The sequence below is a fragment of the Micromonospora sp. NPDC049044 genome, from assembly GCF_040649215.1.
Lineage (GTDB): Bacteria > Actinomycetota > Actinomycetes > Mycobacteriales > Micromonosporaceae > Micromonospora.
Genome location: NZ_JBEZFA010000020.1, coordinates 51,677 through 66,661, shown reverse-complemented (window position 1 = coordinate 66,661; position 14,985 = coordinate 51,677). Strand labels below are relative to the sequence as shown.

11 protein-coding genes are annotated in these 14,985 nt (G+C 72.5%); 4 read left to right on the top strand and 7 right to left on the bottom strand.

The genetic code is table 11. The features are described from left to right. Positions 1-21: 21 nt before the first annotated feature. From AB0B85_RS18365 to AB0B85_RS18350, 4 genes are all read right to left on the bottom strand, one after another. A complete protein-coding gene (locus AB0B85_RS18365) occupies positions 22-2,931 on the bottom strand; it encodes a BTAD domain-containing putative transcriptional regulator (protein ID WP_357408696.1) in 2,910 nt (969 codons plus the stop codon). 154 nt (positions 2,932-3,085) lie between these two features. After that, on the bottom strand, positions 3,086-3,607 hold the full coding sequence (locus tag AB0B85_RS18360; RefSeq protein WP_357408694.1) for an N-acetyltransferase: 522 nt from the start codon (positions 3,605-3,607) through the stop codon (positions 3,086-3,088). Beyond that, on the bottom strand, positions 3,604-3,894 hold the full coding sequence (locus AB0B85_RS18355; protein ID WP_357408692.1) for a DUF1778 domain-containing protein: 291 nt from the start codon (positions 3,892-3,894) through the stop codon (positions 3,604-3,606). The genes AB0B85_RS18360 and AB0B85_RS18355 overlap by 4 nt, the downstream gene beginning before the upstream one ends. Before the next feature lie 62 nt (positions 3,895-3,956). Continuing rightward, positions 3,957-6,017: an NAD-binding protein gene (locus AB0B85_RS18350; protein WP_357408690.1), complete on the bottom strand. Its 2,061-nt coding sequence runs from the start codon at positions 6,015-6,017 to the stop codon at positions 3,957-3,959. 95 nt (positions 6,018-6,112) lie between these two features. Here AB0B85_RS18350 and AB0B85_RS18345 point away from each other — a divergent pair, with 95 nt between their 5' ends. From AB0B85_RS18345 to AB0B85_RS18330, 4 genes are all read left to right on the top strand, one after another. Further along, positions 6,113-6,595, top strand: coding sequence for an MSMEG_6728 family protein (locus AB0B85_RS18345; RefSeq protein ID WP_357408688.1), 483 nt, complete (start codon positions 6,113-6,115; stop codon positions 6,593-6,595). Positions 6,596-6,622: 27 nt separating this feature from the next. Beyond that, positions 6,623-8,176 carry an FAD-dependent oxidoreductase gene (locus AB0B85_RS18340; protein WP_357408686.1) on the top strand — a complete coding sequence of 518 codons (1,554 nt, stop codon included), beginning with the start codon at positions 6,623-6,625 and terminating at the stop codon, positions 8,174-8,176. 66 nt (positions 8,177-8,242) lie between these two features. Continuing rightward, positions 8,243-9,454 carry a hypothetical protein gene (locus AB0B85_RS18335; protein WP_357408684.1) on the top strand — a complete coding sequence of 404 codons (1,212 nt, stop codon included), beginning with the start codon at positions 8,243-8,245 and terminating at the stop codon, positions 9,452-9,454. Positions 9,455-9,665: 211 nt separating this feature from the next. After that, positions 9,666-10,106: an HNH endonuclease gene (locus AB0B85_RS18330; protein ID WP_357408682.1), complete on the top strand. Its 441-nt coding sequence runs from the start codon at positions 9,666-9,668 to the stop codon at positions 10,104-10,106. Between the two features lie 63 nt (positions 10,107-10,169). On the opposite strand, the gene AB0B85_RS18325 is transcribed toward AB0B85_RS18330, so the two are convergent. From AB0B85_RS18325 to AB0B85_RS18315, 3 genes are all read right to left on the bottom strand, one after another. Beyond that, positions 10,170-11,672 (bottom strand): serine/threonine-protein kinase, encoded by a 1,503-nt coding sequence (locus AB0B85_RS18325; protein ID WP_357408680.1) that lies wholly within the window; start codon positions 11,670-11,672, stop codon positions 10,170-10,172. A gap of 78 nt (positions 11,673-11,750) precedes the next feature. After that, entirely contained in the window at positions 11,751-12,518 is a 768-nt protein-coding gene (locus tag AB0B85_RS18320) for an enoyl-CoA hydratase/isomerase family protein (protein ID WP_357408678.1), read from the bottom strand. A gap of 66 nt (positions 12,519-12,584) precedes the next feature. Further along, on the bottom strand, positions 12,585-14,972 hold the full coding sequence (locus AB0B85_RS18315) for a M4 family metallopeptidase (RefSeq protein WP_357408676.1): 2,388 nt from the start codon (positions 14,970-14,972) through the stop codon (positions 12,585-12,587). Between the last annotated feature and the right edge of the window lie 13 nt (positions 14,973-14,985).

Below are 14,985 nucleotides of genomic sequence, written 5' to 3'. Positions count from 1 at the left end.
GTGCGGTCGGGCGCTGACGGGTCACGCACCGTCCGCTGACGGCGGCGCACCGGGCCGGCTCGCGGCTCCGACTCGCGCTGCCTCAATGATCTCGTCGCGCACCGAGATGATCTCCGATCGGGTGGTCTCGCCGACGTACCACCCGGTGAGCCCACCCACCAACGCCTCCTCACAGAGCTGTCTCGCCTCCACCAGATCGCCGCGCAGCCGGGCCACCTGGGCGAGGCCGAGACGGGCGCTGGCCACGAACTCGGGTGCGCCGCTGCGCTGCGCCAGCAGCAGCGCGCCGGCGAAGTCGTCCCGTGCCGCGGCGAGGTCACCGGCCCGCAGTCGGATCTCGCCCCGGGTCCGCAGCATGTCGGCCTGGTCGACCGCCGACCCGAGCGCCTCGACAAGTCCCATGGCCTCATCCATGTGGGCGCCCGCCGCCTCCGGGTCGCCCTGCCAGGCAGCCAGCTCGCCGAGCGCACCGAGTGTGATCATGCAACCCCACCGGTCCCCGGTGCTCCGGAAGCCGTCGAGCGCGCTGGCCAGCGCGGCCCCGGCCCGGTCCCACCTGCCACTCCACATCAGCGCCGAGCCGCTTCCCATCGCGCCGAGCGCGTTGATCCAGGCGTCCGGGCCGAACAGCAACCGCAGTTCCCGCATCAGCTCTTCGACGTGCTCGGCGCCGCCGGACGGCGGTCCGGTCGAGATCCCCGACAGGTACAGCAGGAACGGCTGACGAGGGGGCCGGTCGAGGCTGCCGATCACCGACTGCTGCGTGCCGAGCGACGGCAGGTCACCGGCCCCGGCAAGCGAGGTGTTGTAGACGCAGAGCGCGAACTCCTCCGTCAGCCCCGGCGGCGCCTCGGAGCCCAGCAGGTCGAGAACATCGGCGGCCAGCCGGGCCGCTTCCCCGCGCATGCCCCGCAGCCACCAGTAGAACGACAGGGCCGCTACCAACCCGGCCGCCTCGGGCGCGTCGCCGGCCGCGGTGGCCCGGCGCAGCGAGGTGTGCAGGTTGTCCCGCTCGGCGTCGAGCCGCCGCAACCAGTGCAGCTGTTCGGCCTGCCGCAGGTGGTCGCTTGCGGTCCAGGCGAACTCCAGGAAGTACGCGGTGTGCGCACGACGGAGCTGGTCGGCCTCGCCGGCCTCGGCGAGATGCTCCGCGCAGAAGGCACGCACCGTCTCCAGCATCCGGTACCGGCCGCCGCTCAGCTCCACGAAGGACTTGTCGACCAGGCCGCTCAACGCGTCGACGAACTCCGCAGTGGGAAGGCCGGAGACCCGCCCGGCGGCCTCCAGCGTGGCGCCGCCGGCGAAGACGGTAAGCCGGCGGGCCAGTCTGCGTTCCGCGTCGTCGAGCAGGTCCCAACTCCACTCGACAACGGCCCGGAGCGTGCGGTGTCGGGGCGACGCGGCCCGGCTGCCCATTGACAGCAGCCGGAACCGGTCGTCGAGACGGGCGGCCACCTCGGCGACGGGCAACGCCCGCAGCCGCGCGGCGGCCAGCTCGATCGCCAACGGCAGGCCGTCGAGGGTACGGCAGATCCGCAGCACCACGTCGACGTTGGCCGGCGTGACGGTGAAGTCGGGTGCCACGTCGACGGCCCGTTGGACGAAGAGGCTTACCGCCGCGTAGTCGTCGGCATCCTCCGTCGACGCGCCCGGTGGCGGCAGGCTGAGCCCGGACAACTGGCACAGTGCCTCGCCGGCCAGCCCGAGCGGCTCGCGACTGGTGGCGAGGACACGCAGCGCCGGGCACGCCCCCAGCAGTCGTGCGGCGAGCTGTGCCACGTCGGCGATGACGTGCTCGCAGTTGTCGAGCACCAGCAACAGCCGCCGCTCGGCAAGCGCCTCGACAAGTCGGTCGGTGGACCGTCGGCCCGGCTCGGCCGGGGCCCGCAGCCCCGCGTCCCGCAGACCGAGCGCGCTCAGCACCGCCTGCGGTACGTCCGAACCGTCGGCCAGCCCGGCCAGCTCGACGAAGTGGACGTCGCCGTCGACCCGGCCCGCAGCCTCGATCGCCAGGCGCGTCTTGCCGGCTCCGCCCGGGCCGGTGAGGGTGACAAGCCTTCGTTCGCCGAGCAACGCGCGAACGCGGCGGAGTTCCTCCTCCCGCCCGACGAAGGTGGTGAGCTGGCCCGGCAACGCCTGCTCGGTCGTCAGACGCACAGCGGAGCTTTCCCCTCCGCGCGGCACCGCAGAGCTGTCATCGCCCCGCAGCACGGCCAGGTGGATCGCGGCGAGCGCCGCCGACGGGTCGACCCCGAGCTGCTCGGCCAGGCTGTGGCGGGCGTCCTCGAACTCGGCAAGCGCCTCGGCCGACCGGCCCTGTGCGGACAGGGCACGCATCAGTTGGCCTCGCGACCGCTCCCGCAGCGGATGCGCCACGACGATTTGCCGCAGTTCCGGGACCAGTTCGGCGTGCCCGCCCAGCGCCAACTCGGCCTCGATCCGATCTTCGGTGGCGGCCAACCGCAACTCGTCCAGCCGGGCCGCCTGCGCGGGTACGCCGGCCACGTCGATGACGTCGGCAAGGGCAGGGCCACGCCACAGCTCCAGCGCCTCGCGCAACAGTGCCGCCGCGCGCGGCCAGTCACCACCGGCGAGCGCGCGACGTCCGGCATCGGCGAGCCGCTCGAACCGGTACGCGTCGACGTCGGCGGGATCCACGGCGAGGCGGTAACCGGCCGGATGGAACTCGACAGGGGTGTGCTCGGCGGGCAGCGCCTGCCGCAGGCGCGACACGAGGGACTGAAGCGCGTTGGCGGCCCCCCGCGGTGGGTGCTCGCCGTACAGACCGTCGATCAGTCGTTCGGTGGGCACCACCCGGCCGGCGTCGAGCAGCAGCAGCGCCAGCAGCGCACGCAGCCGTGGACCGCCCACGGGAATTTCACGTCCGTCGGCAGGCAGCACCTGGGTCGGCCCCAGGATGCGGAAACGCATGCCAAGGATTGTCACGCAGTGAGTCGTTCCGGACGACCACCGGTCGCTGTGCCCGCCACCAACCGTCCCTCGCCCTGGACCCTCGGATCAAACGTGGCGTGATCCTTTCCCGTGGACCGCCACACTGCCAACCGCCGTCGGCGGAGCTACCCGATCAGCCGCTGAGCGCGCGGCGGAGATCCTTCATCAACAGCAGCAGGTGCATCGGGTCGGTGGGGCTGGCCTCGAACTTCGCCAGCCCCTGGTAGAAGTCGCGAGCGGCGTCCGTCTCGCAGTGGATGAGCACCGCGCGCACGCCGATGACCTCAGCGGCGGCCGCGATTCGCCGGAGGGCGTCGACCACCAGTGCCCGATCCAGCCCGACGCGCTGGGCACTGCGGTCGACCCCGAGCCGGGCCAGGATCACCACCGGCTGGTGGTAGCGCCCGGCCCCCTGCTGGAGGCGAGGCGAAGCATCTGCCGGGGCGACGCTACCGGCGGCCAGGGCGTAGTAGCCGACCACTCGCCGATCCGGGTGCTCGTCATCGCGCACCACGTACACCCGCGACAGGCCGGCCCGGTGGGCTTGCAGGGCATGCTCGACGAGCCACACCGACTGGGCGCGTGACCCGCAGTCGAACCCGTCCACCGCGAACCCAGCCGACAGCGGCTCGACCGCCGAGAAACGGGGCTTCACCGGGAGTCAGAATCGATCGGCGGGTCGAGCACCGTTGGGCCGGTCAGCAGCTCCCGCAGCCCGGCGACGTCCCGCGCCGGCCCTTGCAGTGCTTCGTCGAAGACCTGCCAGGCCTCCTCGTCGAGCAGGAACGCCCGCCGGTCGGCCAACACGTCAGCCGCAGCCTCGGTAGCAGCCTTCAACACGAACGTCGACACGCTGTCCCCGGCAGCTTCACTCGCCGCTTCCAACAACGCCTTCTGCTGCTCATCTATCCGCAGATGCAGCCGCTCCGCCTTCGCACTCACCTACCCATTGTACGCACAACGTACGCCAACGCCCGACGCTCCCGTCGGCAGCGGCTGAACGGTCAGCCCGATCGGGTCGCACGGGAATCAGGCTCGTCGTCCCGGGTGCGACCGCCTTCAGCCGGCTGGCCCGGCCACCCCGCGCTCTGCGCCGGCGGCACGGCCCCGACTGCTGACGAGCGGGACGGTGCCACCGGGTTGGTCGCGCCCGGGGCCGGGGCCGCGACCTCGTGATCGCCCGGGGCGGCCGACGGCATGTGCCCGGCCGGCACGGAGAGCGGCCCGGCGGATCGGGCGACGCCGGGTGCGGCCGGCACCGGACGGGGCACCGACCCGACGTGACCGGGCTGCGTCGACGTCTTGTCGGGGATCGGCGGAGCGCACTGCCGGGTCAGCCAGTCCAGGCCGCGCCGCCTGGCGACCACTGTCAACCGGTCACCCGCGAAGATCACCTGTCGGGGGTCGAGGTCCTTCCACCAGATCGTCTTGCCACCGCCGGCCGGGGTGCGGGCGATCAGCCGGACCTGCCCGTCCCGGTTGACCACGTCCAACGGGCGACCGTCCAACTCGGAGCCGGCGGCGACCGGCACCTCGGCCACCGGCAGCGCGTGCCTGTCGACCGGGATGGTGGTGATCACCGCGCGTTCGGTGAGCGCCCCGATGAAGGCCGGGGCGGCCAGGTAGGAGACCGACCGGGACACCCCGAGGGCGAAGGTCTCCTCCACCCGTTCGGCGAAGTCACCGTCGAAGAGCCGCAGCACCACCCGCAGGTCGGGGTGCAGGTCGCGGGCGGCGAGCGCCGCCTCCAGGTTGGCCACGTCGTCGGTGGACGCCACCACGAGCGCCTGGCAGTCGGCCACCGACGCGGCGACAAGCGTCTCGGAGAGCGCGGCGTCGCCGACGATCACCGGCACCTCCAGCTGGCGGGCCAGGGCACCGCCGCGCGGCGCCGGGTCCTTGTCGATCGCCACCACCTCGACGTCGTACTCCCGCAGCTGGGCCATCACCCGGGTGCCGACGTTGCCCAGGCCGATCAGCACGACGTGCCCGGCCCGCGCCGGCTGCATCCGGCCGGTGTGAAGGGCCAGCCGGGCGTTGACGATGCCGTCCACAACGACGGCGGTGATCAACGGGATCAGTGCCAACCCGGCCAGGTTGAGCACCACCTGCATGATCTGCGCCCCGGGCGGTTTGGCGGTGTCCGGGTCGGCGCCGCTGAGGGTGGTGACCAGGGTCAGGTAGAGCGCCTCAAGCGGGGAGACACCCTCGGTGCGGGAGATCAGCGCCCCCAGCACCGCGATCACCGCGAGCACCAGCATCACCGCGACGCCGATCTTGCGGGTCGCGAAGCCGCGTACCGCCCCCAGCAGCACCGTGACCGGACGGCGTCGCCGACGGGCCCGGACCAGCCGACGGGCGGCGACCTCGGTGCCCGGCGGCTGCCCGGTCGCCTCGGCGAGCACCAGGTCCGCGCCGGCCTGCTCGGCCGGCAGCAGCTCCACCCCCTGCGCCTCGGGGAAGTGGGCCAGGGCGCAGACCACGTCCTGCGGGCGGACATCGGCCCGCCGCGCCACCCGTAGCGTCTTGTCCCGATGTTGGAAGGAGCTGCCGTCGACCTCGCCGAGCGCCGCGGCCACGAAGGCCGGTGCCGCCATCTCGGCGTCGGAGAGCACCTCGACCGGCGCCTTGATCAGCTTGCGTACGCCGTCGGCGAGGGTGCCGTTGAACATCCGCAGCACCTGCCGGACCTGCTGATCGACGGCCTGCGCGCAGAGCGCCGCGTGCAGGTTGCCGACGTCGTCCTGGTGCAGCAGGGCCAGCCCGGTCGCCCCGGCCAGGCCGGCGGCCTCGAAGGTGGACACGTCAAGTCGATCCGAGCGGACCACCCGGACCCCACGCAGCCCCGCCACGTCCGGGCCGTTGCTGCGGTAACGCTCCGGCACCACGACAGTCACCCGGGCACCACCGGCCGGCAACTCGGATTCGAGCAGTGCCCGAGCCACGTAGTAGGCGAGCGCGTCCTTCCCGCAGATCACGTAGTGCGGGCGCGGATCACCTACCGACAGCAGCCGCCAGTTCCACTCGACCGCCCGTCGCGCCCGGTCCCGCCACGGCTCCGCCATGCCCGGATCGTAATCAGCAGGGCCCTGCTGGGCGACCCCGTCCGGATCATCCCGCGAGCAGGCATGCCCGCCCCGGCGACGGGTAGAGCAGCGGCATGCAGACGTTCCTCCCGTACCCGGACTTCCTGGCCAGCGCCCGGACGCTGGACCAGAAGCGGCTGGGGAAGCAGCGGGTGGAGGCCATCCAGGTGCTGCGCGGGCTCACCCGACCCGACTACGGCTGGCGCAACCACCCGGCGGTGAAGATGTGGGCCGGGTACGAGGAGGCGCTCACCCGCTACGGGCTGGACATGTGCGCGGTGTGGACCGAGCCGGGGCGGGCCGACACCTGCGCCACCACGATGACCGTGGACCTGGCCGCCGCCTGCGGGGCCGGCGTCGTACGGACTCAGTCCGAACTGGCCGAGGATGGTGAGCTGCCACCGTGGCTGGGCCGCGACGAGTTGCACCTCAGTCACCGCTCGTCGCTGATCCGCAAGGACCCGGCGCACTACCGGCCCCTCTTCGGTGACGACGTGCCGACGGACCTGGAGTACGTCTGGCCCGCCTCCGACCGCGAGCGCCGCTGCCTGCCATAGGGGAGACTGGGCCGACGGAGGTGTGCCATGGCGCTGTCGCAAATGGTCGGTCGGCTCATCGGCGTACGCCAGCACGTGGTGGACCCGGGCGGGGGTGGCGCGGACCGCGTGCCGCGACCGACCGCGGCGGTGGTGGTGGGTGGTGGCATCGCCGGCATGTCGGCGGCGGTGGTGCTTGCCGAGCGGGGCGTGGCGGTCACCGTGCTGGAGGCGGCACCGACGCTCGGCGGTCGACTGGGTGCCTGGTCGGAGCCGTTGGCCGAGGGCAGCCAGCAGAACGAGCACGGTTTCCACGCGTTCTTCCGGCAGTACTACAACTGGCGGTCCATCCTCCGCCGGATCGATCCTGACCTGGGTTTCCTCAAGCCCGTCGCGGGTTACCCGATCCTCAGCGAGCAGTGGCCGACCGAGGAGTTCGGCAGGCTGCCGCCGGCACCACCGGCGAACCTGCTGGCGTTGCTGTTACGCAGCCCCAGCCTGCGCCTGTCCGACCTGCGCCTGATGGACCGGGATGCCGCGCTGCCGCTGCTCAGCTACGACCCGGTACGCACCTACGCCGAGTTCGACGACACCACCGCCGACGAGCTGTTGGCCTCGCTGCGGCTGCCGGACCGGGCGCGGGCGATGCTGTTCGAGGTCTTCTCGCACTCGTTCTTCAACCACGAGACGGAGATGTCGGCCGCCGAGATGGTCGCCCAGTTCCACTTCTACCTGCTCGGCAACCCGGAGGGGCTGGCGTTCGACTGCCCGGACGAGGACTACGCCACGGCGATCTGGGAGCCGCTGACCCGGCACGTGGAGAAGCACGGCGCTCGGGTGCTCACCGGCTGCGCGGCGACCGGCGTGCACCGGGACGGCGGCGGTTGGCGGGTGACCACCACCGACGGTGGCAGCCACCCGGCAGCGCACGTGGTGCTGGCCGTCGATCCGCCGGCACTCGCCGCGCTTGTCGCGGCCTCTCCCGACCTGGTCGAGCAGGCTCCGGAGCTGACCGCCCGGATGCCCGCCTTCGGCCGGCCCGGCCCGCCGTACGCGGTGGCGCGGTACTGGTGCGACGGGGACGTGGCCGCCGAGCGGGCGGTGTTCAGCGGGGTGTCCCGGCAGCCCACGCTGGATTCGGTGACGCTCTACCACCGGCTTGAGGAGGAGCCTCTGCGTTGGGCGCGGCAGACCGGCGGGTCGGTCATCGAGTTGCACGCGTACGCCTGCGAGCCGGGGGTGCCGGCCGAGGAGTTGGCCGAGCGGATGCGCCGCGAACTTGTCGCGCTCTGGCCGGAGGCCGCCGACCTGCGGGTTCGCGAGCTGCGGGCCCGGGTGGAGGCGCAGGCGCCGGCGTTCACGCCGGGCAGCCACGCCTGGCGGCCAACGGTACGCACCGACGCGAGCGGCCTCTACCTGGCCGGTGACGGCATCGCCACAGACTTCCCGAGCGCGTTGATGGAACGCTCCGCGGCGACCGGCATCGTCGCCGCGAACCACATCCTGCGGGCGGAGGGCGGCGCGGCGGAGCCGGTGCGCTCGATCCGGCCCCGGGGGCTGCTGGCCGGCCGCGCCACCCCAAACCGACAAAACCCAACATAAGCACCGATACGCTGCCGTACGCTTGGTTGATCAACCGTCGATCGACCGGGCGGGAGGGCAGCGGGGATGTCACCACTGCACCGCGCCGGCGAGGAGAGCCGGCAGGCAGTCCGCGAGATCGGCCGCGACGACGCGTACCCACTGATCCGCGACGAGCGCGCCTGCATCGTCACCGCACTGCGGCTGGGCTGGTGGATGGCGGACGCCTACCACCACTGGCAGCACGCCGAACTCGGCGTCCCCGTCACGGCCCGACCAGCCGTACCGCCCGCCAAACTCTCCAACCTCACCGAGATGTCCGCCCACCGGCGAATGCGCATGTACCTCGACGGGGTGGACGTCGCGCTGGCCCAGATCGCCGACCTCACCCGGCACACCGGGCCGGCACCCGACACGACGGCCGCCCGGGCGCTGCTCCCCGAGCTGAGCCAGCCCGACCCGGCCGACCCGGTGCCGCTGCTGCTCGCCCTCGACGACCTCAACGTCGAGGTGCTGCGCTGGGCGATGGCTACCAACCACCGCGTTGGGCTGGCCTACCGGCTGGGCCGCTCGGTGGCCGACACCGTCCGGGCCGGCGACGCCGCCCAACTGCTGCGGCAGTTCGGCGGTCGACAGATCCAGATCAGCCGCTGGCTGGACGAACTGGCAAGCGTGCTGCCGCCGTACTCGGCCGCGGTGGTGCGCCGGTCGCTCGCCGCCTGGGCGACAGCAGTCGACCGGGCCGGCCACGGGGACCCGGCCGAACCGGCGCCCGCCGAGCTGAGCCGGGCCCTGCGCGGCCAGGGTGACCTCTGGCGGGACGTGCTCACCGGCGGCCTGCACCCACGCGACCTGCTCGACGAGGAGGACTACGCGGTGATCGCCCGGAACCTGATCATCCGGGATCGCCGGCTGGTGGCACAGGCGGCGCGTGGCATCTTCTGGCCCGTGCTCGTACCCCTGCTGCTTGTGCTCTTCGCGGTGGTCGGAGTGAGCGCCGCCGCGGCGGCCGGCTCACCCACCACCCGGGCCACCGTCGCCCTGGTCGGTCTCGGTGCCGGACTTGCCGCGATCTGGCGATCGGTCTCCGGGCCGGCACTTGCGGTCGCCGGCGAGGTCAACCGGCCCCTGCTGGACGGTGAACTCACCGCACGCATGGCCCTGCGGCTGAACCGGCCGCTTACCGCCGCCCGGCGCACGGCGGTCGTCGCACCCCGCACCCGCCGTCCACGCCGCCCGGAGAAGCCGGGCAGCCGATCGAAATGCGTTGCCAGTCTCTCCCGCCCCGACCTACCGTGATCGCGCAAGGTCAACCACCGCCACGGGAGCGAAGCATGACGATGTCGCACGTCACCACCGTGCCGTCGACGCTGCCCGTCGACGGTTGCCGAGCGGAAGGTCCCCGGGCGGGTCGGCCCGACTGACGCGTCCCGTACGCGTCGAGCCGCCCCGTCCACCAGCCGGACCGGGCGGCTCTTCGCTGTCCGGCACCATCGCGAAAGGAGTCCCGGTGGACGCCGTCCTCGTCATCAACGCCGACCTCGGCCCGCTGCACCGGGTCACCGTTCACCATGCCGTCCGGATGCTCTGCCGCCGGGTCGCCGAAATCCACGAGGCCGAGCCGGACCAGGTGATCGGCGTCTTCCCGATGCCCCGGGTGGTGCGGCTGGTCCGCTACGTGGTCACCAGGTGGAGGTTCAGTGCCGGGCCGGCCTGGTCCCGGGCCGGGGTGCTGCGCCGCGACGACCGCTGCTGCGCGTACTGCGGGGGGCCGGCCACCACCATCGACCACATCCTGCCCCGTTCGCGCGGCGGCCGGAACACCTGGCGGAACACCACCGCCGCCTGCTCCGGCTGCAACCAGCGCAAGGGGGACCGGACGCCGGCGGAGGCGGGCATGCCGTTGCGTCGGGAGCCGGTGCAGCCGGGCTGGGCGGCGCTCGCCGGGTGAGGTGACGGACCGGCCGACGGGAACGGGGGGCCGCGTTCCGACGCGGCACCCGTCGGCCCCCGGTCAGAGCGCGCGTTCCTGCACCTTCGGGTCCGGGCGGCCGTTGGGGCAGCGCGCCCGAATCTCGCTGCGGTGGTCGGTGGAGGTCAACACGACCCGGACCTGCGATGCCGGGCCCGGGTCGTACGCCACTGCCCGAAAACCGTCAGCGAGCGTCACCGCGAGCACCTCGACGGACTTCCCCACGCAGCCGACGGTGACCGTCCCGCCGCGCGCCCGAACGGCTACGCCCCTGGCAAGGGTGGGCGTCGGTGCGGGCGTGGTCGAGGGCGCGGTCGAGGGCGAGGGCGCGGTCGGGTCCAGGTCGGGGGCGGTGGCGGTCGGGCCGGGGACCACCATCGGGGGGCCGGTCCGGGCAGCGGGTGCGGTGCGCCGGGGCGCTGGTGCGTCGGACACTCCGATGTCGACAGGGTCGTCCGGGTCGGTCGGCTCCTCGGTACGCGGCATCGCCACCGCCGTGGTGCCCGGACTCTTGCCGGTCGAAGGGGCGGCAAGCCCCGGCCGACGATTGGCGAAGTCGCCGAGCGACCCGGCAAGCATGATCGCGGCGAGCGCCATGCCGCCGACCACCAGGACGGCCCGACGCCAACGCCACGCGCGGCGCCAGGTGACCACTGTGCTGCCCGCCGCAACGACGGTCGGGGTGTCGGTCGTGGTGTCGGAGGGCTCGCTGACGGCAGCCACATCGGGCGTGACCGCATTCATGGCGACGAGCAGGATGCGGGCCACCTCGGCCGCCGGCGGCCGGTCGGCGGGATCGCGGGCCACGCACCAGCGGTAAAGCCGGCGAATCTCGGGCGACACGCCGTCGATCTCCGGCAGCGGGTCCGGCTCGACGTGCGTCTCCCCCCGGAGCATCCCGGCCTGCGCCCCGGCCGGCCACGGCAGCCGGCCGGTGAGCACCCGGTGCAGCAGAAGACCCAGGGCGTACACGTCGCAGGCCGGCAACACCTCGCCGGCCGCCAGTCGCTCCGGGGCGAGGTAGGCGGGCGTGCCCAGCAGCCGTCCCTCGAAGTCGATCTCGGACGCACCGGCGACGGCCGCGATGCCGAAGTCGAGCACCTTCGCGCCGGTCGGGGTGAGCATCACGTTGCTCGGTTTGATGTCGCGATGCACCAACTCCTGAGCGTGCGCGGCCGCCAGCGCGGAGGCCACCTCGGCGCAGACCCGCAGGCCGGCACGCGGCGGCAACGGCCCGGCCGCCAACCGTTGTTCGAGGGTGGCACCGCTCAGCAACTCCATCACCACGAACGGGACCGGCGAACCGTCAACCGGCGACTCGCCGTAGTCGTACACGTTTGTGACGTGCGGGTGCGACAGCCGGGCCGCCGCCTTGGCCTCGGCCCGGATCCGCTGTCGAGCGTTGGCCTCCGAGGCGACGAGCACCTTCACCGCGACGTCCCGTTCGAGCACCTCGTCATACGCCCGGTGCACCGCCGACATGCCGCCACTGCCGAGACGCTCAAGGAGCCGGTAGCGGCCCGCAAGCAACTGATCACGCTGCACAACGGACAGCCTGCCGTACCGGCCGGCAGCAGGCCACCCCGGATCGAGGTGTCGCGATGAGTGGGACCGAGCTACGGCTCAGTCGTCGGTACGCGGCCGCCAGGCGAAGCGGGGCAGCCGGCGCTCGGTGACCGCCGCCACCCCCTCCCTGGCCTCGCCGGTGGTCTGCACCTTCCGATGCCACCAGGCGATCCGGGCCGGTCCGGCCCGGTCGTCGATGATCTCCTTCGCGGCGGCGGTGCTCAGCGCCGACCGTGTGGCGATCGTCGCCGTCAGCTCGTCCACCCGCGCGGCGAGCCGGTCCGACGGCAGCACCTCGTCGACCAGGCCGACCCGCAGCGCCCGCTCGGCGTCGATCAATTCGGCGGTGAACAGCAGATGCTTGGCCGCGGACGGGCCGACCAGCCGGGCCAGGCGGCGGGTCGCCGGTGCCGGATAGACCAGTCCCAGCCGGGCCGGCGGCACCCCGAAACGGGCGTCCTGCGCCGCGATCCGCAGGTCGCAGGCGACCACGAGCTGGGCGCCACCGCCGACGCAGGCACCCCGGATGGCAGCGATGGTCGGCTTGGCGAAGCGGGCCAGCCGCTCCTCGGCGGCCACCGCGATGCTGGCGTCACCGGCGTCCAGCAGCTCGCTCAGATCACCCAGGTCCGCACCAGCGCAGAAGGCGTCGCCCGCGCCGGTGAGCACCAACGCCCGTACGTCGGGGTCGGGCTCCAGCCGGTCGAGCAGTTCGGGGAGCTGACGCCACATGACGGCGGTCATCGCGTTGCGCCGGGCCGGGTTGTGGATCACCATCGTCGCGACCGGTCCGGTCACCTCGACTGTCAACTCGGCATCCGACATACGGCGACCATAACGGCGCGGGCCCAGCGGCCACCCCGAGGGGCGGTCGCTGGGCCCGCGCTCAGGTCAGGAGACGGTCAGCGCGGTGTCGTCGACCACGAAGGACGTCTGCAACGAGGAGTCCTCGGTGCCGGTGAACTTCAGGCTGACGGTCTGGCCGGCGTACGCCGCCAGGGAGAAGGACTTCTGGCTGTAGCCGGTGGCCTTGTTCAGGTTCGAGTAGGTCGCCAGCGTGGCCAGAACGCTTCCGCTCGAGTTCAGCACCTGCACGGTGAGCTTGTCGTACGCGACGCTGGTGGTGGTCTCGGCCGAGTCGATGTGCAGCCAGAAACTGACCGTGTACGACGAGCAGCCCGTCGGGAGGGCCACCGACTGGGCGAGCGTGTCGGTGTGGCTGCTGCCGTAGCCGTTCAGCCACGCCTTGTACGACCCGGTGCGGGCGGCCTGGCCGCTGGAGCTGGTGATGACGCCGGAGCTGGCCGTCCAGCCGGTCGCGCCGGACTCGAAGCCCGGGTTGGCCAGCTTCTGCCCCGACGAGGTGCAGCCGCCCCCGGTGCCGTTCACGGTAAGCGTGTAGGTGGCGCTGCGGGTGACCGACCCCGCGCCGTTCACGGTGACCGAGTAGGTGCCGGGCGGGGTGCTCGCCGAGGTGCTGATGGTGAGGGTGGACGAGCCGCCCGAGGTCACCGAGGCGGGGCTGAACGCGGCGTTCGCCCCGCTGGGCAGGCCGGACGCGGAGAACGTCACGGTCTGCGCCGTACCGCTGGTGGTGGCGGTCGACACGGTGGTGGAGGCCGCGCTGCCCGGGTTCACCGAGCCGGCGGTCGGCGACAGCGACACGGAGAAGTCGTTGCCGGTGGAGCAGGGTGTGTCGTTACCGGCCACGTTCACGGCCGTCCAGGCGGCCTGCACGGCCTTGTACTCGGTGGAGCAGCTGCCGTACAGGTCGGTGGCGGCCCGCAGGCTGTAGGCGCGGGCGGTGTTCGCCGGGTTGCTGGTGTTGACGTACGACGTGTTGGAGGTGAAGTAGACGTCCAGGGCTCGGTACCAGATCTTCTCGGCCTTGGCGCGGCCGATGCCGGTGACCGCCGGAGCGGAACCGCAGACCGGTGAGGTGCCGTACGAGGTGGCGCCGGTGCCCTCGGCGAGGTTGAAGAAGAAGTGGTTGCCGACGCCGGAGGAGTAGTGCACGTCCTTGTTCTTGGTGCTGGTGGACCAGCAACTGTCGGACGAGCCGTCCAGCGACGGGTTGTACATGTAGCGCAGCGGAGTGCCGTTGCCGTTGATGTTGATCTTCTCGCCGACCTGGTAGTCGCCCGGGTCGCTCGGCGCGGCGGCGTAGAACTCCATCATGTTGCCGAAGATGTCACTGGTGGACTCGTTGAGGCCACCGGCCTCACCGGAGTAGACCAGGCCGGACAGCGCCTCGGTGACGCCGTGGCTCATCTCGTGCCCGGCCACGTCCAGCGAGACGAGGGGGCGGGAGTTGCTGGAGCCGTCACCGTAGGTCATCTGGGCGCCGTCCCAGAACGCGTTGACGTAGTTGTTGCCGTAGTGCACGCGGCTGGGTACACCGCTGCCGTTACCGAAGATGCCGTTGCGGCCGTGCACGTTCTTGAAGTAGTCGAAAGTCTTCGCTGCGCCGAAGTGCGCGTCCACCGCTGCCGACTGCCGGTTGGAGTTGGCGCCGGTGCCCCACGCGTTGTCGGCGTCGGTGAAGGTGGTGCAGGTGGAGGTGCCGTTGTTCATGTCGCAGGTGCGGCCGTTGCCGCGCACCGGGTCGATCATCTGGTACGCGCTGCCGGAGAGCGTCGTGTCGATGCTCACCGAGCCGGTGTAGATGCCCTGGCCGCTGCCGGTGACCGACTCGATCTCGTCGAACGACCCGACTGTCGCGCCGGAGGTGGCGTCGGTGATCACGTGCAGCCGCGACGGCGTCTGCCCGTCCGGCTGCCATCCGCTGACCACCGTCTCCCAGGCCAGCCGGCCCTTGCCGGAGCTGGCGTCGACGAACAGTTCCGGAGCGCCCACGGTCTCGGCCTTGCCACTGAACCCGGCGCGGGCCGTCTTCTTCGCCGCGTCCGCGGTGATCCGGGCCGTGGTGGGGAGGGTCAGTGGCGCGGCGAGTGCTACCGAACTGCCGGCGTAGGTGCCGTTCGGCGCGGTGTGGATGACGAAGTCACCGCCGTACACCCGAAGCCCCTGGTAGGTCCTGGTATAGCGGGTGTGGGCCGCGCCGCTGGGGTCTACCTTGGTGCTGCGCACCTGGTAGGACTCGGCGCTCGAACCCTGGACGGCTCCGGGGTTCGTCCGCAGGACGGTGGCCGCTCGGGCCGCGGCGGAGGCGTCCGGCGCGGGAGAGGTGGGCGGAGCCGCGTGCGCCGCGGTGACGACGCAGGTCAGCAGGCCGCTGGTGAGCAGCACTGCGCTGACGGCGGCAAGGGGTCGTTTCACGTGCCCTCCTGGA